Source organism: Serratia sp. JKS000199 (assembly GCF_900215455.1).
In the GTDB taxonomy this organism is placed as follows: Bacteria; Pseudomonadota; Gammaproteobacteria; order Enterobacterales; family Enterobacteriaceae; genus Serratia; species Serratia ureilytica.
The window spans coordinates 2,171,549-2,194,989 of record NZ_LT907843.1; the positions used below are offsets into that span (position 1 = coordinate 2,171,549).

24 protein-coding genes and 1 riboswitch are annotated in these 23,441 nt (G+C 58.7%); of the genes, 15 read left to right on the forward strand and 9 right to left on the reverse strand.

What is annotated here, in order from left to right; translation table 11 throughout:
- Positions 1 to 43: 43 nt before the first annotated feature.
- The 4 genes from CPH57_RS10430 (at position 44) to CPH57_RS10445 (ending at position 3,458) form a co-directional block, all read left to right on the forward strand.
- Positions 44 to 292 (forward strand): hypothetical protein, encoded by a 249-nt coding sequence (locus CPH57_RS10430; RefSeq protein WP_033643371.1) that lies wholly within the window; start codon positions 44 to 46, stop codon positions 290 to 292.
- 127 nt (positions 293 to 419) lie between these two features.
- A complete protein-coding gene (gene grxB, locus CPH57_RS10435) occupies positions 420 to 1,067 on the forward strand; it encodes a glutaredoxin 2 (protein WP_096242321.1) in 648 nt (215 codons plus the stop codon).
- 34 nt (positions 1,068 to 1,101) lie between these two features.
- Complete coding sequence (locus CPH57_RS10440) at positions 1,102 to 2,742, forward strand: AarF/ABC1/UbiB kinase family protein (protein WP_069100688.1); 1,641 nt, start codon at positions 1,102 to 1,104, stop codon at positions 2,740 to 2,742.
- 152 nt (positions 2,743 to 2,894) lie between these two features.
- Entirely contained in the window at positions 2,895 to 3,458 is a 564-nt protein-coding gene (locus CPH57_RS10445; protein ID WP_016927416.1) for a lipoprotein, read from the forward strand.
- Between the two features lie 57 nt (positions 3,459 to 3,515).
- Here CPH57_RS10445 and yebF read toward each other — a convergent pair whose 3' ends face one another.
- From yebF to cspC, 5 genes are all read right to left on the reverse strand, one after another.
- Entirely contained in the window at positions 3,516 to 3,875 is a 360-nt protein-coding gene (gene yebF / locus CPH57_RS10450; protein ID WP_033643374.1) for a protein YebF, read from the reverse strand.
- A gap of 70 nt (positions 3,876 to 3,945) precedes the next feature.
- Positions 3,946 to 4,254 (reverse strand): N(4)-acetylcytidine aminohydrolase, encoded by a 309-nt coding sequence (gene yqfB / locus CPH57_RS10455; protein ID WP_004927562.1) that lies wholly within the window; start codon positions 4,252 to 4,254, stop codon positions 3,946 to 3,948.
- A 39-nt stretch (positions 4,255 to 4,293) separates the two neighbouring features.
- Positions 4,294 to 4,617, reverse strand: a complete 324-nt coding sequence (locus CPH57_RS10460) for a YebG family protein (RefSeq protein WP_033643375.1) — start codon at positions 4,615 to 4,617, stop codon at positions 4,294 to 4,296.
- 88 nt (positions 4,618 to 4,705) lie between these two features.
- Positions 4,706 to 6,088, reverse strand: a complete 1,383-nt coding sequence (gene dbpA, locus CPH57_RS10465; RefSeq protein ID WP_033643376.1) for an ATP-dependent RNA helicase DbpA — start codon at positions 6,086 to 6,088, stop codon at positions 4,706 to 4,708.
- A gap of 147 nt (positions 6,089 to 6,235) precedes the next feature.
- The gene (cspC, locus tag CPH57_RS10470; RefSeq protein ID WP_004927572.1) at positions 6,236 to 6,445 is read right to left on the reverse strand and encodes a cold shock-like protein CspC; all 210 of its coding nucleotides are present in this window, start codon (positions 6,443 to 6,445) and stop codon (positions 6,236 to 6,238) included.
- 246 nt (positions 6,446 to 6,691) lie between these two features.
- Between cspC and purT the strand changes: the two genes are divergently transcribed.
- Positions 6,692 to 7,870 (forward strand): formate-dependent phosphoribosylglycinamide formyltransferase, encoded by a 1,179-nt coding sequence (purT, locus tag CPH57_RS10475; protein WP_089197146.1) that lies wholly within the window; start codon positions 6,692 to 6,694, stop codon positions 7,868 to 7,870.
- 34 nt (positions 7,871 to 7,904) lie between these two features.
- Here the strand turns inward: purT and CPH57_RS10480 are convergent, their stop codons facing one another.
- Positions 7,905 to 8,144 carry a YoaH family protein gene (locus tag CPH57_RS10480; protein WP_033643378.1) on the reverse strand — a complete coding sequence of 80 codons (240 nt, stop codon included), beginning with the start codon at positions 8,142 to 8,144 and terminating at the stop codon, positions 7,905 to 7,907.
- Between the two features lie 70 nt (positions 8,145 to 8,214).
- Positions 8,215 to 9,216 (reverse strand): glycosyltransferase, encoded by a 1,002-nt coding sequence (locus CPH57_RS10485; protein ID WP_096242322.1) that lies wholly within the window; start codon positions 9,214 to 9,216, stop codon positions 8,215 to 8,217.
- A gap of 526 nt (positions 9,217 to 9,742) precedes the next feature.
- Between CPH57_RS10485 and pabB the strand changes: the two genes are divergently transcribed.
- From pabB to CPH57_RS10505, 4 genes are all read left to right on the forward strand, one after another.
- Complete coding sequence (pabB, locus tag CPH57_RS10490) at positions 9,743 to 11,116, forward strand: aminodeoxychorismate synthase component 1 (RefSeq protein WP_046688496.1); 1,374 nt, start codon at positions 9,743 to 9,745, stop codon at positions 11,114 to 11,116.
- A complete protein-coding gene (locus CPH57_RS10495; RefSeq protein WP_033644292.1) occupies positions 11,113 to 11,691 on the forward strand; it encodes a CoA pyrophosphatase in 579 nt (192 codons plus the stop codon). Before pabB ends, CPH57_RS10495 begins: the two co-directional genes overlap by 4 nt.
- 446 nt (positions 11,692 to 12,137) lie before the next feature.
- Positions 12,138 to 13,502, forward strand: coding sequence for an L-serine ammonia-lyase (gene sdaA / locus CPH57_RS10500; RefSeq protein WP_096242323.1), 1,365 nt, complete (start codon positions 12,138 to 12,140; stop codon positions 13,500 to 13,502).
- Positions 13,503 to 13,769: 267 nt separating this feature from the next.
- Entirely contained in the window at positions 13,770 to 15,356 is a 1,587-nt protein-coding gene (locus CPH57_RS10505; RefSeq protein ID WP_033643382.1) for an EAL domain-containing protein, read from the forward strand.
- Positions 15,357 to 15,372: 16 nt separating this feature from the next.
- Here CPH57_RS10505 and CPH57_RS10510 read toward each other — a convergent pair whose 3' ends face one another.
- Entirely contained in the window at positions 15,373 to 16,917 is a 1,545-nt protein-coding gene (locus CPH57_RS10510) for a TerC family protein (RefSeq protein WP_033643383.1), read from the reverse strand.
- 562 nt (positions 16,918 to 17,479) lie between these two features.
- Here CPH57_RS10510 and manX point away from each other — a divergent pair.
- The 5 genes from manX to mntP all read left to right on the forward strand — a co-directional run bounded on the left by manX (position 17,480) and on the right by mntP (position 21,649).
- Positions 17,480 to 18,439, forward strand: a complete 960-nt coding sequence (gene manX, locus CPH57_RS10515; RefSeq protein WP_042784756.1) for a PTS mannose transporter subunit IIAB — start codon at positions 17,480 to 17,482, stop codon at positions 18,437 to 18,439.
- 56 nt (positions 18,440 to 18,495) lie between these two features.
- The gene (locus tag CPH57_RS10520; protein ID WP_033634888.1) at positions 18,496 to 19,296 is read left to right on the forward strand and encodes a PTS mannose/fructose/sorbose transporter subunit IIC; all 801 of its coding nucleotides are present in this window, start codon (positions 18,496 to 18,498) and stop codon (positions 19,294 to 19,296) included.
- A gap of 15 nt (positions 19,297 to 19,311) precedes the next feature.
- On the forward strand, positions 19,312 to 20,154 hold the full coding sequence (locus CPH57_RS10525) for a PTS mannose transporter subunit IID (RefSeq protein ID WP_033634889.1): 843 nt from the start codon (positions 19,312 to 19,314) through the stop codon (positions 20,152 to 20,154).
- Between the two features lie 54 nt (positions 20,155 to 20,208).
- Positions 20,209 to 20,667, forward strand: coding sequence for a DUF986 family protein (locus CPH57_RS10530; RefSeq protein WP_033643385.1), 459 nt, complete (start codon positions 20,209 to 20,211; stop codon positions 20,665 to 20,667).
- Between the two features lie 218 nt (positions 20,668 to 20,885).
- Positions 20,886 to 21,072, forward strand: a riboswitch (yybP-ykoY riboswitch).
- Positions 21,073 to 21,079: 7 nt separating this feature from the next.
- Entirely contained in the window at positions 21,080 to 21,649 is a 570-nt protein-coding gene (gene mntP, locus CPH57_RS10535; protein ID WP_025159822.1) for a manganese efflux pump MntP, read from the forward strand.
- A gap of 62 nt (positions 21,650 to 21,711) precedes the next feature.
- Here the strand turns inward: mntP and rlmA are convergent, their stop codons facing one another.
- Positions 21,712 to 22,530: a 23S rRNA (guanine(745)-N(1))-methyltransferase gene (rlmA, locus tag CPH57_RS10540; RefSeq protein ID WP_096242324.1), complete on the reverse strand. Its 819-nt coding sequence runs from the start codon at positions 22,528 to 22,530 to the stop codon at positions 21,712 to 21,714.
- A 161-nt stretch (positions 22,531 to 22,691) separates the two neighbouring features.
- On the opposite strand from rlmA, the gene pgeF reads away from it, so the two are divergent.
- Entirely contained in the window at positions 22,692 to 23,408 is a 717-nt protein-coding gene (gene pgeF, locus CPH57_RS10545) for a peptidoglycan editing factor PgeF (protein WP_096242325.1), read from the forward strand.
- Positions 23,409 to 23,441 lie beyond the last annotated feature (33 nt).

The following is a 23,441-nucleotide window of genomic DNA, read 5'->3' on the forward strand; positions in this document are numbered from 1 at the left end:
GCTGCTATCCTGTTAGTAAAAACACCCACAGGAGCCCGTCGGCATGAGCGAAGAAGCCAAATTACCGCAACTACTCGAACATATGATACTGAACTTGCGCATGATTTATGCGCGCTCCACTCTGGTGGAAAAGGCGCTGGCGCATATCCTCGCCAGCGACGCCGGCCTGAAAAACGATATTATCAAACAGCTGCAGGTCGTCACCGCCGCCAACGAACGCGATCAGATCGATTTGGAACAAGCCCGCATTCACCTGATCGATGTGCTCAACTCGGTACCGGTCAAGAAATAGCACTCCTCGCCCGCGCCTGTTGCGCGGGCAATATCGCAATAACGCACCATCCAACACACGCGTTTCAAGACAGCCTCGATAAGCTGTGGTAACTATTGCTGTTAAAACCTGACAACCCGGAGCAAGCATGAAACTGTTCATTTACGATCATTGCCCATTCTGCGTTAAAGCCCGCATGATTTTCGGCCTGAAACATCTGCCGATTCGCCTGGTCACGTTGCTCAACGACGATGAGACGACCCCGTTCAATCTGATTGGCAAAAAAATGGTGCCGATCCTGATCAAAGACGACGGCGAAGCGATGCCGGAAAGCCTGGATATCGTGCGCTATGTCGATGGCTTGGACGGCAAACCGGTGCTGACCGGCCGCACCACCCCGGCCATCGCCGAGTGGTTGCGCCGGGTCGACAGTTATGCGGCCAAATTGCTGTTGCCGCGTATTGCGCATGCCGATTTCGAAGAATTTGCCACCGACAGCGCCCGCCGTTACTTTATCGATAAAAAGCAGGCGTCAATCGGTAATTTCGCCGAGCATCTCGCCAACAGCGCCGATTTGATCGCCGAACTGGAGGCCGACCTGCAAACGCTGTCACCGCTGATCGTCTCCGCCGACGCCGTGAACGGCGAGCTTTCTGAGGACGATATTCATCTGTTCCCGCTGCTGCGCTCATTGTCGATCGTCGCCGGGGTTGCCCTGCCGGACAACGTGGAAGCCTACCGCAACCGCATGGCGCAGCGCAGCGAAGTGCCGTTGCTGCTGGATATGGAACAATAACGTTCGACAGTCACAAAAAGGATATGGCGTACTGATGCTGAAAATGGTGCTCGCCACCGCTCGCGATCGGGCGCGGCTGAAGGAAATTACTTCCGTTCTGATTCGTTATGGTTTGCAAGACGTTCTGCGCCTGCTGGGCCTGGGGGCGTTGCTGCGTGGCGCCCGCGGTGAGCCCGCACGGCAGAGCGCGCAGCCCCTCCCTCAGCGGCTGCGCGAAGCGCTCGAGGCGCTCGGCCCAACCTTCGTCAAATTCGGCCAGATCCTGGCCACGCGTTCTGACCTGCTGGATCCGGCCTGGACCGACGAATTGGATCGCCTGCACAGCCAGGCGGCGGTGTTGCCATGGGAAATGCTGGCGCCGCAGATCATCGCCGATCTCGGGGATGATCCCGAGCAGCTGTTTGCCGAATTCGATCGCACACCGCTGGCCGCGGCGTCGATGGCGCAAATTTACCGCGCGCGCCTGCACAGCGGCGAACAGGTGGTGGTGAAAGTGCTGCGCCCTGGCCTGGCAAAAACCATTCACGCCGATCTGCGGCTGCTGGCCTCGCTGGCGGAAACCGTGGAGCAGCAGAGTCAGGCGCTGGCGCGCTATCGACCACGGCAGATGGTCAGAGCGCTGGCGACGGCGCTCAATCATGAACTGGATTTGACCCATGAAGGGCATAACTGCGATCGCGTCGCCGGCATGTTTGCGCGTGAACCCGACGTGGTCGTGCCGAAAATCTATTGGCAATGGTCTTCTCCGCGTCTGTTAGTGCAGGAATACTTGCCCGGCACCGCGCCGGAGAACCCCCGGCAGTTGGCAGAAGCGGGATTTGACGGCCCGCTGCTGGCGCGGCGCGGCGCTCGCGCCTTTATGAGCATGGTGCTGGAGCACCGGCTGTATCACGCCGATCCGCACCCCGGCAACGTGATGGCGCTGAGCGGCGATCGCGTCGGCTTCATCGACTTCGGCATGGTGGGGCAGCTGTCCGAACGGCGGCGCAACCAGTTGCTCCTGCTGCTGCAGGCCATCGCCGATCGTCAGTCCGAAGGCATCGTCAACACGCTGATCGCCTGGTCGGACAGCGAACCGCTGGATCTGATGGACCTGGAGCTGGCGGCGCAAAACTTTCTCGACAAGCAGGCCGCCGCCACCCTAACGCTCGGCAAAGCCCTCACTGACCTGTTGGTGATGGCGCGTGAGCACCAGCTGGCGCTGCCGCCGGATCTGGTGCTGCTGTTCAAGGCCTTAATCACCGCCGACGGCGTGCTGCACCGGCTGGATCCGGCCTTTGACATCGTCGCCACGCTCAAACCGATGCTGCAACAAACGGTGCTGCAACGTTATGCCCCTGACGCCGTGCGCCAACGGCTCTTGACCCTGGGCGGGGAAGCGCTCGACGCCGGAGAGGAGCTGCCGCAAACCCTGCGGCTGTTGGTGCGCCGCCTGAAACGCGGGCAGCTCAATGCCGACATTAACGTCAAGAACCTCGGTCAGTTGAGCAAAGCGCTGGAGCGCAGCGCCGTTACCCTAGCCATCGCCATCGTCACCGCCGCTTTTGCCCTGGGGCTGGCGCCTTATCTGATGCATTCGTCGCTGCGGCTGTGGGGCATTCCGCTGTTCCCGTTGTTGGGAGGCGCAGCCTGCCTGGCCGGCGTGATCCTCTTGGCGCTGCGATTACGGCGCTGACGCTTTCGGCGTTATCCGATAGGTCTCGCCCTGTTTTACGCGCACTATTCCTGCCATACCGCCGCCTGCCGTTTTCACGCGCAGGCGGAGCGTTTATAATGATTAATCAATTATCTGCAGCACTTTTCGCCAGCAGTCGCAATGAGGCATTAATGAAGAAGATCCTGATGGGCGCAGCCGCCCTGCTGTTCGCCGGCGTATTGGCCGGTTGCAATCAACTGACCCAGTACACCCTGAGTGAGCAGGAAGTGAATGACTACCTGCAGAAACATAACGACTATCAGAAGCAAATCGGCGTGCCCGGCCTGCTGGACGCCAACATCGTGCTGACTCAGTTGCAAAGCCAGATCGGCCGCAGCGAACCGGGTAAAGTCACCCTTTCCGGCGACGCCAAGGTCAACATCACGTCGATTCTCGGCCCGCAGACCGCTGATCTGAAGCTGACGCTGAAGGCGCAGCCGGTTTATGACCGGGCGCAGGGCGCCATTTTCCTGAAGGACATGGAGCTGACCGATTACAGCGTGCAACCGGAAAAAATGCAGACGGTCATGAAAGCGCTGACGCCGTATCTGAACCAGTCGCTGAAATCCTACTTCGACCAAAAGCCGGCTTATGTGCTGAATCCTGACAACAGCAAAACCGAAGCGCTGGCGAAAAAACTGGCGAAAGGGTTGGAAGTGAAACCGGGTGAATTGGTGATCCCGTTCAGCGACTGACGCCGCCTGAGAACATCAAGCCCGCCGCTCGGCGGGCTTTTTACTGCCGGGAAAGCGTTACTGTGGGGCGCTGTAGGCGATTTCGCCGGTGTTGCAGTTGAGCGTCACGTTGTAGGTTTTATCTGCCTTGGTGCCACGCACCGTCAACGGCACCTGCCATACCTGATCCTTGCCGCTGATGGCATCCGGGCTAACCCAGGCAATCGGCGTTGCGGTACCCAGCAGCTTTTTGTCCGACTCCCAGCGCGTAATGCGGTTCTGCAAGAAGTCGCGCTTGACCTGGGCGGCGATATCCGCCGGCTGCAGGCCCGCACACTGCCCCACCTTGGCGGCGCGCTGTTCGTGATCCTGCGCCCACACCGTCGTCGATGCTCCCATCATGGCCAACAAGGCGATAGCCAAACCCGTTTTTTTCATATGTCCTCCCGTTGTGATTAGCGCTATCCGGGCGCCCATCCCTGGCTCACAACAGGGCTTCGGCAAAGGGTTACCGTTTGACGAACTCAATGACAAACAGCGCATCCAGGCCCGGATAGATTTCCTTGATCACCTGCTTCAGTTCGCCGAGCGACATGTTCTCCTGCTGTGCGTGGCGTTCGGTCAGCGCATCCAGGCGCACCGGCGTTACCGACAGCACTTCGATAAAGCAGAAAAATACGCCGTCCTCATTGCGGCTAACGCGCAATACCTCGCCCGGTTCAAAATGCGATTCACTGGCATCCCGAATGGTGATGGTTTTACGCCCGGCCAGAATGTCTTGCTCAAAGCGGCTGAAGAAAGTTATTTCACGGCTCATTTTAGATCCTTTTTCATCACAACACCGCAACATAAGTCATTATGCCGCCTGCTTTTCTGACGCAGATCCCTCTTTTGGGGTAGAGGCCGCTTTTTTCGCTTTGCTTTCCGCCGGTTTCTTGAGGGTTTCCGCCGGCGATGCGCCGCGCAGAATCAGGCCCAGCGCATCCTTGTTTTCCGCCAGGAAGAAGCTCAGCCCTTCGCGCTGTTCGTCATCCAGGTTCAGCGGCGCCTGCTGCAGCCACTCCCCAAGGTTGTCCGCCAGATCCAGCATTTTGTCGTAGGCGTCGGCTTCTTTCTTGCTCGCGAAAGTCATTTTTTCCTCACCGTTTCTCACCACCACATATTTAACTTCAACCGCCATGCGTGCGTCCTCAAATACTCAAATTACTGTGATTATATACAGTATAAATAGATCGTGGCGGGAAGGCAAACCGCCGCCCGCCTTCGGCTTATTTCAGCAGCCGCACCTTGCAGCTTTTGCCTTTGATTTTACCCTGCTGCAACTGTTGCAGCGCCTTGCGCGCGCTGGCTTTGCGGATCGCGACATAGGCATGCACCGGGAACATATCGATCTTGCCCACTTCCGCCGCCGTCAGCCCGGCATCACCGGTCAGCGCCCCGAGAATATCGCCGGGACGGATCTTCGCCTTGCGGCCGCCGTCGATACACAGCGTCACCATTTCCGCCTCCAGCGAGCCGTTGGCCGCCCCGCTCAGCTCGGACACCGGCGACCAGTCGACGCTCATCTGCAGATAGTCTTCAATCGCGTGCGCACGCGCCATTTCCTGCGGCGTGCACAGGCTGATCGCCAACCCGCTCATGCCGGCGCGGCCGGTACGGCCAATACGGTGCACATGCACTTCGGGATCGAACGCCAGCTCGTAGTTGACCACCAGCTCCAGCTCTTTAATATCCAGCCCGCGTGCGGCGACGTCGGTCGCCACCAATACCCGGCAACTGCGGTTGGCGAAACGCACCAACACTTGGTCGCGGTCGCGCTGTTCCAGATCGCCATGCAGCGCCAGCGCACTGATGCCGCGGGCCTCCAGGGCCTCAAGCACCGTCTGACAGTCGCGCTTGGTATTGCAGAACACCACGCAGGACGCGGGTTGATGATAGCGAATGGCCGACACCAGCAGCGCTGGGCGCTGATCGCGCGTGGTCTCATAAAAGCGTTGTTCGATGGAGGTCTGCGCTTCGCCATCGTCCACCTCGACGCTCAGCGGCTGGCGTTGAACGCGCGCGCTGATGCGCTCGATGCCTGCCGGGTAGGTGGCGGAAAACAGCAGCGTCTGACGTTGCGGCGGCGTATAGCTGATCACATCGTCGATGTCGTCGGCGAACCCCATGTCCAGCATGCGATCGGCCTCATCCAGCACCAGCACCTTCAGCTCGTCCAGCTGCAGCGTTTTCTTGCGCAGGTGTTCCTGGATACGGCCCGGCGTCCCCACCACGATGTGCGGCGCATGCACCAGCGAATCGAGCTGCGGCCCCATCGGCTGGCCGCCGCACAGCGTCAGGATCTTGATGTTTTGCGTAAAACGCGCCAGGCGACGCAGCTCTTTGCTCACCTGATCGGCCAGCTCGCGGGTGGGACAGAGCACCAGCGCCTGCGTGGCGACCTGACCGACGACGATACTGTTCAGCAGACCAATGCCGAAGGCCGCCGTTTTACCGCTGCCGGTTTTCGCCTTGGCGCGCACGTCCCGCCCTTGCAGGATGGCGGGCAATGCGGCGGCCTGTACCGGCGTCATTTCGGCGTACCCCAGTTCGTTGAGGTTGGCCAACTGTTCGGCTGGCAGCGGCAGGGAAGAAAAAGAAACTGTGCTCACGGCGATAACTCTTATGTGACGAATGGAATGGCGGCGCGCCCGCAGGTAAGCGCCGAATCAGCGGTAAATGATAACAGAGATGGGCGGCGTTACGGGGTGCGGGCATAAAAAAACCCGCCGGCGGCGGGTTTCTTGGCAACGCAGTCGTTAAATCGCAACGACGTTGGCTGCGGCTGGGCCACGTTGGCTGTCCTGGATGGAGAACTCAACCTGCTGGCCTTCAGCCAGGGTCTTGAAACCATCGCTGACGATAGCGGAGAAATGAACGAAAACGTCTTTAGAGCCGTCGGCAGGGGTAATAAAGCCGAAACCTTTGCTTTCGTTGAACCATTTAACGTGACCAGTGATCTTGCTCATTTGTGTTTCCTTTACTTGATAAACCTGCCTTGACGGCACGAGACGCGAAAACCTTTCGATAAGTAGGTCTTCTTTCGCCGTCGGTTATTAACGCACAATCGCTCATACAGGGCAAATATTTCTGTTTGTTATAAAAACAGCCAGTTAGCAACAAAAACGGCGCGGCGGCTGCGCGCGCAATCGTTTTCGTATATACTGCCCGCCGATCATCAATCCGCTTACTTTCACCGATCCAGGTACGAAACTATGTTAACGATTGGAACCGCCCTGCGCCCTTCCGCCACCCGCGTCATGTTGCTCGGCTCAGGCGAGCTGGGTAAAGAAGTCGCCATTGAATGCCAGCGCCTCGGTCTGGAGGTGATCGCCGTCGATCGCTACGCCGATGCGCCGGCCATGCATGTGGCGCACCGCAGCCACGTCATCAATATGCTGGACGGTGACGCGTTGAAAGCCGTCATCGAACACGAGCGGCCGGACTATATCGTTCCCGAAATCGAAGCGATCGCCACCGCCATGTTGGTCGAACTTGAACGCCAGGGCCATCGCGTGGTGCCCTGCGCCGAAGCCACGCGCCTGACCATGAACCGTGAAGGCATCCGCCGACTGGCGGCGGAAGAACTTGGCCTGCCCACCTCCAGCTACCGCTTTGCCGACAGCGAGACGGTCTTCCGTCAGGCGGTCGAGCATATCGGCTACCCGTGCATCGTCAAACCGGTGATGAGCTCTTCCGGCAAAGGCCAGAGCCTGATCCGCACGCCCGAACAGCTGCAAAGCGCCTGGGATTACGCCCAACAGGGCGGCCGTGCCGGCGGTGGCCGGGTGATCGTCGAAGGGCTGGTAAGATTTGATTTTGAAATTACGCTGCTGACCATCAGCGCCGTGGATGGCGTGCATTTCTGTGAGCCGATCGGGCACCGTCAGGAGGATGGGGATTACCGCGAGTCCTGGCAGCCGCAACGCATGTCGGCTACGGCGCTGAGCCGGGCCCAGGCTATCGCCGAGAAAGTGGTGAAGGCCCTGGGGGGCTTCGGGCTGTTCGGCGTGGAGCTGTTCGTCTGTGGCGACGACGTGATCTTCAGCGAAGTGTCGCCACGCCCACACGATACCGGCATGGTCACGTTGATTTCACAGGATCTGTCTGAGTTCGCCCTGCACGTGCGCGCGTTTCTCGGTTTGCCGATCGGCGCTATCCGCCAGTTCGGCCCTTCCGCTTCGGCGGTGATCCTGCCACAGCTCACCAGCACCGATGTGCGCTTCAGCGGATTGGAAAACGCGCTGCGCGGGCACAACCAGCTGCGTCTGTTCGGCAAGCCGGAAATCGCCGGCCAGCGCCGCCTGGGTGTAGCGCTGGCGACGGCGGACACCACGGAACTCGCGGTGGAGCTGGCGAAACAGGCCGCCGCCACCGTGGCGGTCAACCGCTAAAACTGACGGGGCCGCTTGCGCGGCCCCGATAACATCAATAGTCTTCGTCTTCTTCAGCATCGTCATCCCGCGACGCCTCCGGCGCGGCATCCTGCTGTTCGTCTTCGTCATCGAACAGCACCGCGACATGAGCGCCCTGATGCTTCTCACGAATTTCCTGCGCAACGCGAGCAATGGCCTCACCGCTGCTCATGCCCTGTTCCATCAGCTGATGGATGCGATCCGCCGCTTCCTGCTGCTCCGCGTGGCTCAGTAATGGCATACCTGCATGCATGTGTCGTTCTCTCCGGCAAAAGGGAGAAGGAGTATACGCGCTAACGCGGCGGATCCCAACGTCTTGTGCCTCAGGCCGGCTGTGAACAGCCGTTATCGTTGCGCCACTGCTTTAAACGGTGCCGCCACAGCATGACATGCCACCCCTGCTTCACGCCGCGCGCATTGGCGAGCATCGCTCTGTCGATGCCACGTTGGTAAAATTCCTCGGTAATCTGATTCTGAGCGGCCGGATCCGGCTCACGGCGAATGCTGTGGCAAATCCCCAGCGCTTCGCGGGTGATCTGCCAATGGAACGCCGGCCGAATGGCGATGGTGTTCGCATAACGCAGGTTGAGCCGCTCCAGCATTTCGACGATTTTCATATAGTGGCGCTGATAATCCACGTTAGCCTTGCCGGTGCGGCGGCGATTGCTGATCGACTTGTCGTGCACCCGTTGGCGGTACAGCGGCGTGCTTAAATATTTGACCCGCTTGGCATTAAACATGACCTCCGTCGTCCAGGGAATATCCTGGTGATGTAAGCCCGGTTCAAAATAGAGCCGATGCTGGCGGATAAAATCGAGACGATATATCGCCAACCACACAACGTGAATAAACTTTCGCGATTTCAACGCGCGTTCGAACCATTGAACGCCAGTGATAACATCAGTGGTGCGTAAACGCTCCTGAGGAAAAATCGGCTGCAATTCGTCCTGGCTGGCAAAATAGCGTTCGCCATTGCATTGCATCACGTCTAATTGGTGCCGTTCGGCCTGCTCGAGCAGCGTGGAATACATTTCCGGCGCCAGCAGATCGTCAGCGTCGGGAAACGCCACGTATTTTCCTCGGGCAACGGCGAGCCCGGCATTACGCGCATTGGAAACGCCGGCGTTCGCCTGATCGATAACCCGAATATGCGGATGCGCCGCCGCATAGCGGTGGGCGACCTCCCCCGAACCGTCGGTGGAACCATCGTTAACGATGATCACCTCCAACCGCTGTTCTCGTTGAGCAAGCAACGAAGCCAGGAAAGGTTCTAACAGTTCTCCCGCATTGTGCATCGGGACGATGACGCTCAGCATTAACGACATAGGCAGCTCTTCAATAATAATGTAACAAAATGATAATTTTATTTTTTTGAAAAATAGAAATCGCTTCAGCGCCCGAGCGAAAATATGACGCGAACATTCACATTTCCGCCGCGAGCCAAATAAGATTCATCTTGTTTGTCTTTTCATGCTTTCTACAAGAAAAGCGTTCCACAACAAGGAATAACTTTCACAAGACGGCCACCTTAAAAAACACAGGCAAAACCGTTTCGCATCGCCCGCTTAATAAAAGCGAGCAACAATAAAAGTGTGAAATTAACGAGTTGTCTTTATATTTCTCGGGTCTTGCGCCCTCGGTGAAAAATGCTTTCAGTTATTTTGACGTTAAATTTTTAACATATCGAAGTATAAACAATGGCGCAAAAAATGCCTTATTTCAGGTTTATTGAACTGTCGTTTATGTGAGGTGTGCTGCATGTCTCGCATGGCAAAACATGCATGCCATGGCCGTCTATGGCACACTAGCCGCCAGATATTGCCGTCTTCACAGCCAGGTTTATTGACGTTCATGAGCGTAACCGCCCCAAACATAAAGTCTTTGCCCTACCATCGCAGCGCCCTGATGACGCTTTTTGCCCCGCTTTCATCGCAGCCTTGGGCGATGCTGCTGCACTCGGGCTTTGCCGACCATTCGCACAACCGCTTCGATATTCTGGTCGCGCAGCCGCGCATTACTCTCACGACTCATGGCGCCACCACGGAAATCATAAGTGACGACGTAACAATACGGTCGCAACAAGATCCGTTTGAGTTGTTGCAACAGCAGATGGTGGCGCAAGGTTGGCAACCGGCCTTTAATCCGGATCTGCCGTTTCAGGGCGGCGCCCTGGGGCTGTTCGGCTACGATCTTGGGCGGCGGGTGGAAAGCTTGCCGCAGTTGGCCGAAGCCGACCTCGCCTTACCGGACATGGCGGTGGGCATTTATGACTGGGCGCTGATCGCCGACCACCGGCTGCAAACGCTGACGCTGCTCAGCTATGGCGACGTGGAACAGCGCTGGCGCTGGCTCAATAGCCAAACCGCGCCTGCGGCACGCCCTTTCACACTGCTGAGCGATTGGCGCGCCAATATGAGCCGGCAGCAGTACGGCGAGAAGTTCCAACGCATTCAGCACTACCTGCGCAGCGGCGACTGTTACCAAATCAATCTGGCGCAGCGATTCTCCGCAGACTATCAGGGAGATGAATGGCAGGCGTTTTGCCAATTGAGCGCCAGCAACCGCGCGCCGTTCTCCGCGTTCTTGCGTCTGCCTCACAACAGCGTGTTGAGCGTTTCTCCCGAGCGCTTCCTGTGGCTGGAGCAGCAGCGCATCCAAACCCGCCCGATCAAGGGCACGCTGCCGCGGCTGGCGGACGCAGAACAAGACGCCGCACAGGCTCGTCGTTTGGCCGGTTCGCCCAAAGATCGCGCTGAAAATCTGATGATTGTCGATCTGCTGCGCAACGATATCGGCCGCGTCGCCCAGCCCGGCAGCGTGCGCGTGCCGGAACTGTTCATCGTGGAGCCGTTCCCGGCGGTGCACCACCTGGTGAGCACCATCACCGCAACCCTGCCGGACACCGCCTCGGCGACCGAACTGCTGCGCGCCTGCTTCCCCGGCGGCTCGATCACCGGCGCGCCCAAGGTGCGGGCGATGGAAATCATCGAAGAACTGGAGCCGCAGCGTCGCAACGCCTATTGCGGCAGCATCGGTTACCTGAGCGCCTGCGGCACCATGGACACCAACATCACTATTCGCACGCTCGTCACCGAAAACGGCCGCATCCATTGCTCCGCCGGCGGCGGCATCGTGGCGGACAGCCAGGAACAGGCGGAATATCAGGAGACCTTCGACAAGGTTGGCCGCATTCTGCCGCAGCTCGGGGAGTGCGCCCAATCGTGATCCCACCAAATGCACCGGCCTCACTGCACGCCTTTATCAGCCGTTTCCAACTGCAGCTGCCGCAGGCGGCGCAGATCTCGCACAATGTGCGCCCGGCCGCGGTGCTGATCCCGATCGTCTGTCGCGCCGAGCCAACGCTGCTGTTGACCCGCCGCGCCGACTCGCTGCGCAAACATGCCGGCCAGGTGGCCTTCCCCGGCGGTAAAACCGACGCTGAAGACGGGTCGGCGATCGTGACGGCGCTGCGAGAAGCGCAGGAAGAAGTGGCGATACCGCCACAGGCGGTTACCATACTCGGCCAAATGGCGCCGCTCGACAGCAGCACCGGATTTCAGGTCACGCCTATCGTCGGCCTGGTCTCGCCGGACGTGCAGTTCCGCGCCAACGAAGGCGAAGTGGCTGACGTGTTTGAAATGCCTTTGCGGGAGGCGCTGACCCTGTCGCGTTACTACCCGCTGGACATTCATCGCGCCGGCCATACGCACCGGATTTACCTTTCCTGGTACCACAGCCAGTTTATCTGGGGGCTGACCGCCGCCATCATTCGCCGCCTGGCGCAGCAAGTCAGTATTTAGCCGGCATTGCGTGATCTGACTCGCAATCTGGCACGGTTGCCGGCCTCCGCTGCGGGTAAAGCGATCGAAATCACTTCATTTGATCGCTTTTTCAACTACCGTTCCGGTTGAATGGTTTTAAAAAAACTGTAAACCCTCTCTTAAACCTTACGAAATACCTGTAAAATACCACCGTCCGAGATAAACCACTGTAGAAACAGGGATTAAGCCGGCGGCGTTCAGCAAGGAAAGCTGGCGCGATTACCGTTAATGGAGCTTGGGCGAAAGCGGATGCCCCGCACAAGGGTTCGCCCCGGGTAATCAGTAAAAAAAGCGACACCACGGATTATTTAATTTCATGCGAAAAAGGCAGCCGAACCCGCACGGCCCTTTTACAATATCGCTGTTCCCTGCGCGGTTTTTAACCGCCGCAGCCATAACAATACGTCTCTTTAAGGAGTTTTAGCGTGATTAGCGTTTTCGACATGTTTAAGATCGGCATCGGCCCGTCCAGCTCTCATACGGTTGGACCGATGAAAGCCGGCAAACAGTTTGTCGACGATCTGGTAAATAAAGGCCTGATGCCTTCTATCACGCGTGTTGCCGTAGACGTTTACGGCTCACTCTCATTGACCGGCAAAGGTCACCATACCGATATCGCTATCATTCTCGGCCTGGCCGGCAACATGCCGGACACCGTCGATATCGATAGCATTCCGGGTTTTATTCGCGATGTAGAACAACGTCAACGCCTGATGCTGGCCAACGGCCTGCATGAAGTCGATTTCCCGCGCGACGGCGGCATGGTCTTCCGCAGCGACAACCTGCCGCTGCACGAAAACGGTATGCAGGTCCACGCCTTCGCCGGCGATAAAGAAGTGTACAGCAAGACCTATTATTCTATCGGCGGCGGCTTCATCGTCGATGAAGAGAACTTCGGCAAGGCCGCCGAGCAAGAACTGCAAATGCCTTATCCGTTCAATTCCGCGCGCGAAATGCTCGACCACTGTCGCGATACCGGGCTGTCGCTGTCCGGCATGGTGATGCAGAACGAACTGGCGCTGCACAGCATGCAAGAGATCGACACCTACTTCGGTAACGTCTGGCAAACCATGCGCGCCTGCATCGATCGCGGTCTGAACACCGAAGGCGTGCTGCCGGGCCCGCTGCGCGTGCCGCGCCGTGCCTCCGCGCTGCGCCGCATGCTGGTGGCGTCGGATAAACTGTCCAACGATCCGATGAACGTGATCGACTGGGTCAACATGTTCGCGCTGGCGGTTAACGAAGAAAACGCCGCCGGCGGCCGCGTCGTCACCGCGCCGACCAACGGCGCCTGCGGCATCGTGCCTGCCGTGCTGGCTTACTACGATCACTTCATCGAGTCCGTCAGCCCGGACATCTATATCCGCTACTTTATGGCGGCGGGCGCCATCGGCGCGCTGTACAAGATGAACGCCTCCATTTCCGGCGCCGAAGTCGGCTGTCAGGGTGAAGTCGGCGTTGCCTGCTCCATGGCGGCGGCCGGCCTGGCCGAACTGCTGGGCGGCAGCCCTGAGCAGGTATGCGTGGCGGCGGAAATCGGCATGGAACACAACCTGGGTCTGACCTGCGATCCGGTCGCCGGCCAGGTGCAGGTGCCGTGCATTGAGCGCAACGCCATCGCCTCGGTCAAGGCGATCAATGCCGCCCGCATGGCCCTGCGCCGCACCAGCGAACCGCGCGTTTCGCTGGATAAGGTGATCGAGACCATGTATGAAACCGGCAAAGACATGAACGCCAAGTATCGAGAAACATCACGCGGCGGCCTGGCTATCAAGGTGCAATGCGACTGACCGACAACCCCGCCATCCGGCGGGGTTTTTTATGGGTAATCAATTCATTGAGCGTTTTTGTGACAATGTCACCAGAAAAAATCCTGCATTTTTCTCATCGATCCGGCGGTTAGCCTGCAAATTGACCTTCTGTTTTGCCAAATCGAAATAATTTACTGAGTTACCATCAATCTTGTATAACCTCAGGCTAGAATTAGCCGAGCGTAACTTAAGGATCTATGGCCTGACCGTGACTCGGAGCTGGATTACCGAACAAGGATTTACCGGATGTTGATGACCCACCTCGCCGCGTCCCAATATCGTTACTACCGTTGGCTGCTGGCCGGAGCGGTGGGCGCGGCTATTCTGTTGGTATCGCTGTATACCCGTTACTATCAAGAGGTCAAAAGCATCGAGCAGAGCCAGCAAACGTTGGCCACCCGCACCGTCGGCAAGATTGACCAGCTGCTGTCCCCCGCACAGCTGCAGGCGGAACGCAGTATGGACATGCTGGAACAACCCTGCGAGAACGTCTCATCGACCCTACGCTTTCGCGCTGCGCAAAATCAGGCGCTGCGCGCCATGCTGCTGGTAAAAAATGGCGTCATCTACTGCTCCAGCCTGTTTGGCGCCCGTCATTATCAGTTGGCCGCCGTGCTGCCGATTTTCGTCAACAGCAACGTCAAGCTGGCGCTGCGTCCTTCGTTGGCGGTGAGCAAAGGACTGCCCACGTTGGTGATGTGGACACCCTCCCCCGGCGATAGAACCAGCGGCGTTCTGCACGTCTTCAATATCGAGCTGTTATCGAACTTTTTACTCGAACCGCAGGAGCCTTATGTTCAGCGAATGGTGCTGAACGTAGCCGACAGCAGCCTGGAATACGGACGCCGTGAAATCCTGCGCCGCGACACCCTGACCAACGATCTGCGTTACACCGCCGGTTCCGAGCGGTACCCGTTCTCGATTTCGCTGTTCGGCCCGCAGGTCGGCATGCTGGCGTTTTCCGCACTGCCGCGCCATATTCCTCTGGCGCTGTTGATCAGCCTGCTGGCGGCCTACGTGGTCTACCTGCTCACCGCTAACCGTATGAGCCTGTCTTATCACATCGGTCATGCCATTACCCACCGGGAGTTCCGCGTTTACTGCCAACCGATCATTCACAGCGATACCGGCCGCTGCGCCGGCGTCGAGATGCTGCTGCGTTGGAAAAAGAAACGGCAGGGGTGGATCTCGCCCGACGTGTTTATCCCGCTGGCCGAGCAGCATGAGCTGATCATTCCGCTGACCCGTTATCTGATGAACACCGTGACGGAAAATCTGCAGCTATTCCCGCCGCGGCCGTCGTTCTACATCAGCATCAACGTCGCGGCCGAACATTTTAAAACGCTCAACATCATCGACGATATCCGCCAGATTTGGCTGCCGGCGCACCCAATGCCGTCACTGATGCTGGAGCTGACCGAGCGCACCGCGCTGTCGGCCATCCAGCATGACCAGATCCGGACGCTGAAAGACATGGGTATCATGCTGGCCATCGACGATTTCGGCACCGGCCACAGTTCGCTGAGCTACCTGAAAAACCTCAGCCCGGACGTGTTGAAGATCGACCGCGGGTTTACCGCGGCCATCGGCACCGACGCGGTAAACGCCACGGTGACCGACACCATCATTACGCTGGCGCAGCGGCTGAAGCTGAAGTTGGTGGCTGAAGGGGTAGAAACGGCGGAACAGGCTGACTATCTGCGCTCACGCGAGGTCAATGCCCTGCAGGGGTATTATTTCGCCAAACCGATGCCGATCCACGTTTTCCCGCTGTGGTTGCAGCAGTACGAATCGCGCGTCAGACATGCGCAAGAGGATCCGCCGGAGGCCTGAGCCTCCGGCGAACGGGTTACGACTGCGTCGGCTCGTCAAAGACGACGCGGGTGACACGCACCAGTTCGATGCGGTATTCGGAGACGTCGACGATATCGAAACGCAGGTGGTTCAGCTCGATAGTATCCCCCACCACCGGCATCTGGCCGTAGTGGGCCAACAGCAGCCCCGCCAGGGTGGCGTAGTCCGCGGTTGGGCTCACCAGGTCATCGCAGGCCAGCGCCTGTTCCAGCGAGTGCAGGTCGGTCCCGCCCTTCACCAGCCAGCCGTCGCCTTCCGCCACAATGTCCGGGGTTTCATCTTCGTCCGGGAATTCACCGGCAATCGCTTCCAGCACGTCCAGCGGCGTCACCAGCCCTTGCACGACGCCGAACTCGTTGGTGACCACCACCAGACGCCCTTTGGCGCGACGCAGCACCGCCAACAGCTTGATGACGTCCATGGTTTCCGGCACCACGATCGGCGGCGTGCGGGCGGCGAACTCGGCGATATCTTCACCCTGCTCCAGCGCCACCAGCAGATCCTTGGCGCGCACCACGCCGACAATCTCATCCACCGAATCGCGGCACACCGGGAACAGACTGTGCGGCGTGTCCAGCAGCTGTTCGCGCACCTCTTCACGAGAGCGCTCGCAATCGACCCAGGAAATCTCGGTGCGCGGCGTCATCACGCTGCGCAATGAGCGCGAGGCCAGCGTCAGCACGCCGCTGATCATATAACGCTCTTCCTCCGCAAAGGTTTCATCCCGCGGCAAGGCGACCGCATCGTCCGTCTGCTGCGCGCGCTGCTGCCCCATCAGGCGCATGATCGCTTCCGCGGTGCGCTCGCGCATCGGGCGACGCGCCTGATGCTTGATGAAGTTGCGACGCGCGATCTGGTTGAACAATTCAATCAGGATCGAGAAGCCGATCGCGGCGTACAGATAACCTTTAGGAATATGCAAGCCGAAGCCTTCGGCGATCAGGCTCAGGCCGATCATCAACAGGAAGCTCAGGCACAGCACCACAATGGTCGGGTGCGCGTTAACGAAGTTAGTCAACGGTTTGGACGCCAACAGCATCACCGCCATCGCGATCACCACCGCCGCCATCATCACCGGCAGATCGTTCACCATGCCCACGGCGGTAATCACCGCATCGAGCGAGAACACCGCGTCGAGGATGACGATCTGCACCACCACCGCCCAGAACTTGGCGTAACCGCGGTTGGCGCCGTCCTGGTGCGTCTGCCCTTCCAGCCGTTCATGCAGCTCCATGGTGGCTTTGAACAACAGGAACACCCCGCCGAACAGCAGGATAAGATCGCGGCCCGAGAAGCTGAAATCGCCGACGCTGAACAGCGGCGTGGTCAGCGTCACCATCCAGGAGATCACCGACAACAGGCCCAAACGCATCAGCAATGCCAGCGACAGGCCGATGATGCGCGCTTTATCACGCTGCTTCGGCGGCAGCTTGTCGGCCAAAATGGCAATGAACACCAGGTTGTCGATGCCCAGCACGATTTCCAGCACCACCAGCGTAAGCAACCCCGCCCAGATAGAGGGGTCCATTAAAAATTCCATATCAGACTCCAGAGAAAAGTGGGAACGAGTGCAGGAGGCTCAGACGTGACGATGCCGCCGCTGCATGGGCGCAGTCGACAATAGCAAGGTGACGGGATGGGATTACCGGGTGGTGGCCGAGCGGCCGAACAGCATATGTAACGCCAGCAGGTGGCGGGTGAAACCTGGAAAAACAGTAACTTCGGTGACAGTCCATAGGGAGGGCTGAGGCCCTTCACTCCTTAGTGATGAAAGAGGAAATTACTGTATCAGGATTTTTCTGGCGGACAAAGCGGCTTTTTCAACGGCGGTTTAAGGTTGCGCCCTGTCATCTCGCCCACGACCGTTAAGATTTATCCGAGCATTCAATAGCGGAGCAGCGTCACAAAAAATATTTTTTCACTCACTAAAATAAATGACGCGTTCGTGAAGTATCGCGCACAGGCATTTGAAACTGCGTGAGAAATGTTAGGCGTGCGTTTCTTTTTTTCTACCATAATGTATCTGAACCGCGGAAGTGACTGCCAAGACGGCACGGAAGAACGATATACACCGTGCCTGGAGTTCAACGAGGAGGTAGCGAGTGGCAATAGCTATTATCATCGGCACACACGGGGCTGCAGCGGAACAACTGCTGAAAACGGCGGAGATGCTATTGGGCGAGCAGGACAACGTCGCCTTTATAGACTTCGTTCCCGGTGAGAATGCCGAAACGTTAATCGTCAAGTACAACGAAAAAATCAGTGGATTGGATACCAGCGGCGGCGTGCTGTTCCTGGTGGATACCTGGGGCGGCAGCCCGTTCAACGCCGCCAGCCGCATTGCGGTCGATAAAGACAACTATGAGGTCGTCACCGGGGTCAACATCCCGATGCTGGTGGAAACCTTCATGGCGCGGGACGATAACCCCGCTTTCGATGAACTGGTGGCGCTGGCGTTGGAAACCGGCCGTGAAGGCGTGAAAGCGCTGAAAAAACCGCAAGAAGAACCCGCAAAACCCGCAGCACCCGCCCCGAAAGCCGCTGCTCCTCAGGCGCCGTTGGGGCCGAACGATCACATGAAAATCGGCCTGGCGCGTATCGACGATCGCTTAATCCACGGCCAGGTCGCCACCCGCTGGACCAAAGAGACCAACGTCAGCCGCATCATCGTCGTCAGCGATGAGGTCGCCGCCGACCATGTGCGCAAGACCTTGTTGACCCAGGTTGCCCCGCCGGGCGTCACCGCTCACGTGGTGGACGTGGCGAAGGCCATCCGCGTCTGGAACAACCCGAAATACGCCAACGATCGCGTGATGCTGTTATTCACCAACCCGACCGACGTTTGGCGTCTGGTGGAAGGCGGCGTCGAGATTACATCCGTCAATATCGGCGGCATGGCGTTCCGTCAGGGGAAAACCCAGGTGAACAACGCCGTTTCCGTCGATGAAAAAGATATCGAAGCGTTTAAGAAGCTGAACGACCGCGGTATCGAGCTGGAGGTGCGTAAGGTCTCGTCCGACAGCCGGCTAAAAATGATGGACCTGATTAACAAACTCAATTAGTGGCGCCAGCCGCTGATTATTTTACTCAGAGCTTTTTTGGTCATAGGAGAAGTGCAATGGAGATCACCACTCTTCAGATTGTGCTGATATTTATCGTTGCCTGTATCGCCGGGATGGGTTCCGTCCTCGACGAGTTCCAGTTCCATCGCCCGCTGGTCGCCTGTACCCTGATCGGCTTCATCCTCGGCGACATGAAAACCGGCATCATCATCGGCGGTACGCTGGAAATGATCGCCCTCGGCTGGATGAACATCGGTGCGGCGGTCGCGCCGGATGCCGCCTTGGCGTCCATCATCTCGACCATTCTGGTCATCGCCGGTGGGCAGAGCGTCGGCGCCGGTATCGCGCTGGCCATTCCGCTGGCGGCGGCCGGCCAGGTGCTGACCATCATCGTGCGCACCCTCACCGTGGCCTTCCAACACGCGGCGGACAGCGCGGCGGAGCGCGGCAGCCTGCGCGCCATCACCTGGATCCATATCGGTGCCCTGCTGCTGCAGGCGATGCGTATCGCCATCCCTGCGGTCATCGTCGCCATCTCGGTCGGCACCGCCGGGGTACACGCCCTGCTCAACTCGATCCCGGAAGTGGTCACCAGCGGCCTGAACATCGCCGGCGGCATGATCGTCGTGGTCGGTTACGCAATGGTGATTAACATGATGCGCGCCGGCTACCTGATGCCGTTCTTCTATCTCGGTTTCGTTACCGCCGCCTTCACCAACTTCAACCTGGTGGCGCTCGGCGTCATCGGCGTGGTGATGGCCGTGCTGTATATCCAGCTCAGCCCGAAATACAACAAATCTCAGGTTGTCCAGGCCGGCCCGGCTAACGCGAACGATCTCGATAACGAACTCGACTAGGAATAGGTGAGAGAAATGGTTGATACAACTGCTCAAAAGAAACTCACGCCGGCCGACATTCGCGGCGTATTCCTGCGCTCTAACCTGTTCCAGGGGTCATGGAACTTCGAACGCATGCAGGCGCTGGGTTTTTGCTTCTCGATGGTGCCGGTGATCCGTCGCCTGTATCCGGAAAACAATGACGATCGCAAACAGGCGATCAAACGCCATCTCGAGTTCTTCAACACGCACCCTTACGTGGCGGCGCCGGTGCTCGGCGTGACCATGGCGATGGAAGAGCAACGCGCCAACGGCGCGCCGATCGACGACGGCGCGATCAACGGCATCAAGGTCGGTTTGATGGGGCCGTTGGCAGGCGTCGGTGACCCGATTTTCTGGGGCACCGTGCGGCCGGTGTTCGCCGCGCTCGGCGCCGGCATCGCCATGAGCGGCAGCCTGCTCGGACCGATCCTGTTCTTCGTGCTGTTCAACCTGGTGCGCCTGCTGACCCGCTACTACGGCGTGGCCTACGGTTACCGTAAAGGGGTGGATATCGTCAACGACATGGGCGGCGGCTTCCTGCAAAAACTGACGGAAGGAGCGTCCATTCTCGGCCTGTTTGTGATGGGGGCGCTGGTCAACAAGTGGACGCACGTGAATATCCCGCTGGTGGTGTCCAAGATAACCGACCAGACCGGGCATACCAACGTCACCACGGTGCAGACTATCCTCGACCAGCTGATGCCGGGCCTGGTGCCGTTGCTGCTGACCTTCGCCTGCATGTGGCTGCTGCGCAAGAAAGTCAACGCGCTGTGGATCATCATCGGCTTCTTCGTCATCGGTATCTTTGGCTATTGGATTGGCCTGCTGGGCCTGTAATCGTTCGAAACGGCCGGGGGGCAACCCCCGGCTTTTTTATGTGTGGAGCAAGAGATGTCACTGACCGACGCCGTACTGATGCTGTTCATCGCCCTGCTGTTGCTGTATTCGCTGTATGACGAATTCGGCATGGATCTGCTGAAAGGCAAAACGCGGCTCAAAGTGCCGCTCAAACGCCGCAACCGGCTCGACAGCCTGATTTTCGTCGGCCTGATCGCCATTCTGATTTACCGCAACGTCACCACCAACGGCGCGGCATTAACCACTTACCTGCTTATTTCTTTGGCGCTGCTCGCCATCTATATCGCTTATATTCGCTCGCCCAAGATGGTGTTTAAAGCGCACGGTTTTTTCTTCGCCAATGTGTTTGTCGAATATAACCGCATTAAAGCCATGAATTTATCGGAGGATGGCATTCTGGCCATCGACCTGGAACAGCGCCGGCTGTTGGTTCAGGTAACTCACCTGGACGACCTGGAGAAGATTTATCACTTTTTCGTTGATAATCAATAAATAAAAATAAATCCATTCCGTTATCGCTCAAACCCCGCGCTGCTTGTGGACAATTAATCGGCAGCGCCATTTCCTTTCTGACTATTATTTCCGCAACATTGTTACCCCCGGCTACATTATATTCCCGCATGAACTCAGATTAATGAAAACGAGTCTCAATTAAGAGCCAATATAGCCAAAGAATAAGGTTGTCGATGGCTGAAATAATATGGTATGGTTGCGCCGTCATTGGGGAGTAGCCGGTTTCTGGAGAATAAAAACCAGAAACGCCCGTATCAACATACTCGTTTCGCCGTATGAAACGTGGTGCGGGCAGCCAGGTAAGGTTGGCGAGACCATAGACACGTAACTCCGTCGTTTGGTTGGGGGTGGGTTACGTGTATATGGAGCCACCCGGCCGAGGCTATTTCACATGAACCTTTCAGCAACGCTTATTCTCGCTTTCGGCATGTCCATGGATGCTTTCGCCGCTTCAATTGGCAAAGGCGCCAGCCTGCATCAACCCCGTTTTCGCGAAGCGATCCGCACCGGCCTGATCTTCGGCGTGGTGGAAGCGATCACCCCGCTCATCGGTTGGGCCATCGGCCTGTTCGCCAGCCAATACATCATGGAATGGGACCACTGGGTCGCCTTCTCGCTGCTGTTCATTCTCGGCATGCGCATGATCGTCGAAGGGGTGCGCAACAGGCCCGACGAAGAAGAGAAGGTCAAACGCCATGGTTTCTGGTTATTGGTCGCCACCGCCATCGCCACCAGCCTCGACGCCATGGCGATCGGCGTCGGCCTGGCCTTCCTGCAGGTGAATATCGTGCACACCGCGATGGCCATCGGCTGCGCCACCATGATCATGGCGACGCTGGGCATGATGATCGGCCGCTTTATCGGCCCGCTGCTCGGCAAACGCGCCGAGATCCTCGGCGGCGTGGTGCTGATAGGTATCGGCGTCAACATCCTGCTGGAACACCTCGGCTACCTGGCCTGAGGCGACCGAACTGCAAAAAAACCTGCCGCGGCAGGTTTTTTTGTTTCTGGACGCCGCGCCTTTTAAGCGCGACGTCGGTACAGCGCCAGGACGAAATCCGTCTCGCACACAAACTCCCCGCCCTCGGCCAACCGCTGTTGCACTTCCGGCGTGGCGCGCCAGGCGAACGGCGTCATCTGCAGCAGGTTGGCGGCCTGCGCGCCCGGCAAGGTCATCGTATAGGCCAGCGCCTCTTTGCGCTCGCAGTCGAACCCATCGAACTGTTCGTCCTGTTCGGCATGCAGCTGCACCTGCTGGTACACCCGCTCTTTCAGCTGGTACAGATGACGCGGGCCCGGCGAAACCGTCACTACCACGCCGCCCGGCTTCACCACCCGCGCCAGCTCCTGCGCCTTGCAAGGGGCGTAGATGCGCAAGACCGCATCCAGCGCCCCGTCGGCGAACGGCAAGCGGTGGCTGGAGGCGACGCAGAACGAGACCGCCGGATAACGTTTGGCGGCATAGCGGATCGCCACCTTCGCGACGTCCAACCCGTAGACCGCCATATTGCGCCCCTGGGCCAGCCGTGAGGCCACGGCGGCGGTGTAATACCCTTCCCCACAGCCTATGTCCAATAACGCGCCAGCATCGGCCGCCAGCGCCACATCCAGCCACTCGGCCACCTGCGCTTGCAACGGCTGATAATATCCACCGTCGAGAAACGCGCGCCGCGCCTGCATCATTTCCGCGCTGTCTCCCGGCTGTTTCGATCGCTTGTGCTGTACCGGCAGCAGATTGACGTAGCCCTCTTTGGCCTGATCGAACTGATGATTGCCGTCGCAACGCCATTGTTGAGACGAAAAATGCAGCGGCTGATGACACAGGGGACATTGATAAGACATGAATGGGCTTCCAGAGAGACAGGGCGCGGCTAGTCTAAAGAAGGCGCCAGTTTGATGCAAGGCGCATCCCCGCTCGCTTTCATCGCCAACAACACCTGGCCAAGCGGGGAAAAAGCTGGCTACACTGAGAGTCTGTTTTCTCACGCAGGTGAAAATAATTTATGAGCGATCGTTCCGCGCTGCTCGATGCGGTGCCCCACATTCAGCACGGCTTCGGCAGCAAACTCGCGCTGCTGCCGGGGCATCTGCTGCCCTACAGCGCCACATTGCCGGAAAAGAAGCAGGTGCATGGCACCCGCATCGTCGATGTGCTGCAACCGGCGCAGACGTGCGGTGAGGCCGATGGCTTCTACACGCGCCAGCCCGGCATTCTGCTCAGCGTGCTGACGGCGGATTGCCTGCCGGTGCTGTTCAGCCGTCGTGACGGCGGCGCCATCGCGGCGGTACACGCCGGCTGGCGCGGGTTGCTGGACGGTATTCTGGAACAGATGGCGGCCCGCATTCGCCAGGACGGCGACACCGCCGATTGGGTGGCCTCCATCGGCCCCGCCGCCGGCCCGTGCTGTTACGAAGTTGACGAAGCGCTGGTGGAAAACTTTAAACAGCGTCTGCCGCTGCCCGCTTCGCTGATCAGCCCGCACTATCGGCATCTGGATCTGGCCGCGATCGCCGAATACAAGCTGACGACGCTCGGCTTCGCCGCCGTTGACCGCTCAGGCAGTTGCACTATCTGCACGCCGGACGTCGATCCGCAGCGGCCGCAGCGCTTCAAATACACCAGCTATCGCCGCAACAGCCATCGGCGCGCGCAGGATCCGACGCATCCGGGCATTAAAGGCCGCAACCAGTACGCCGGCATCGTCATCGTCGCCGAATGACGGAAACGAAAAAGCCCGCGCGAAGGCGGGCTT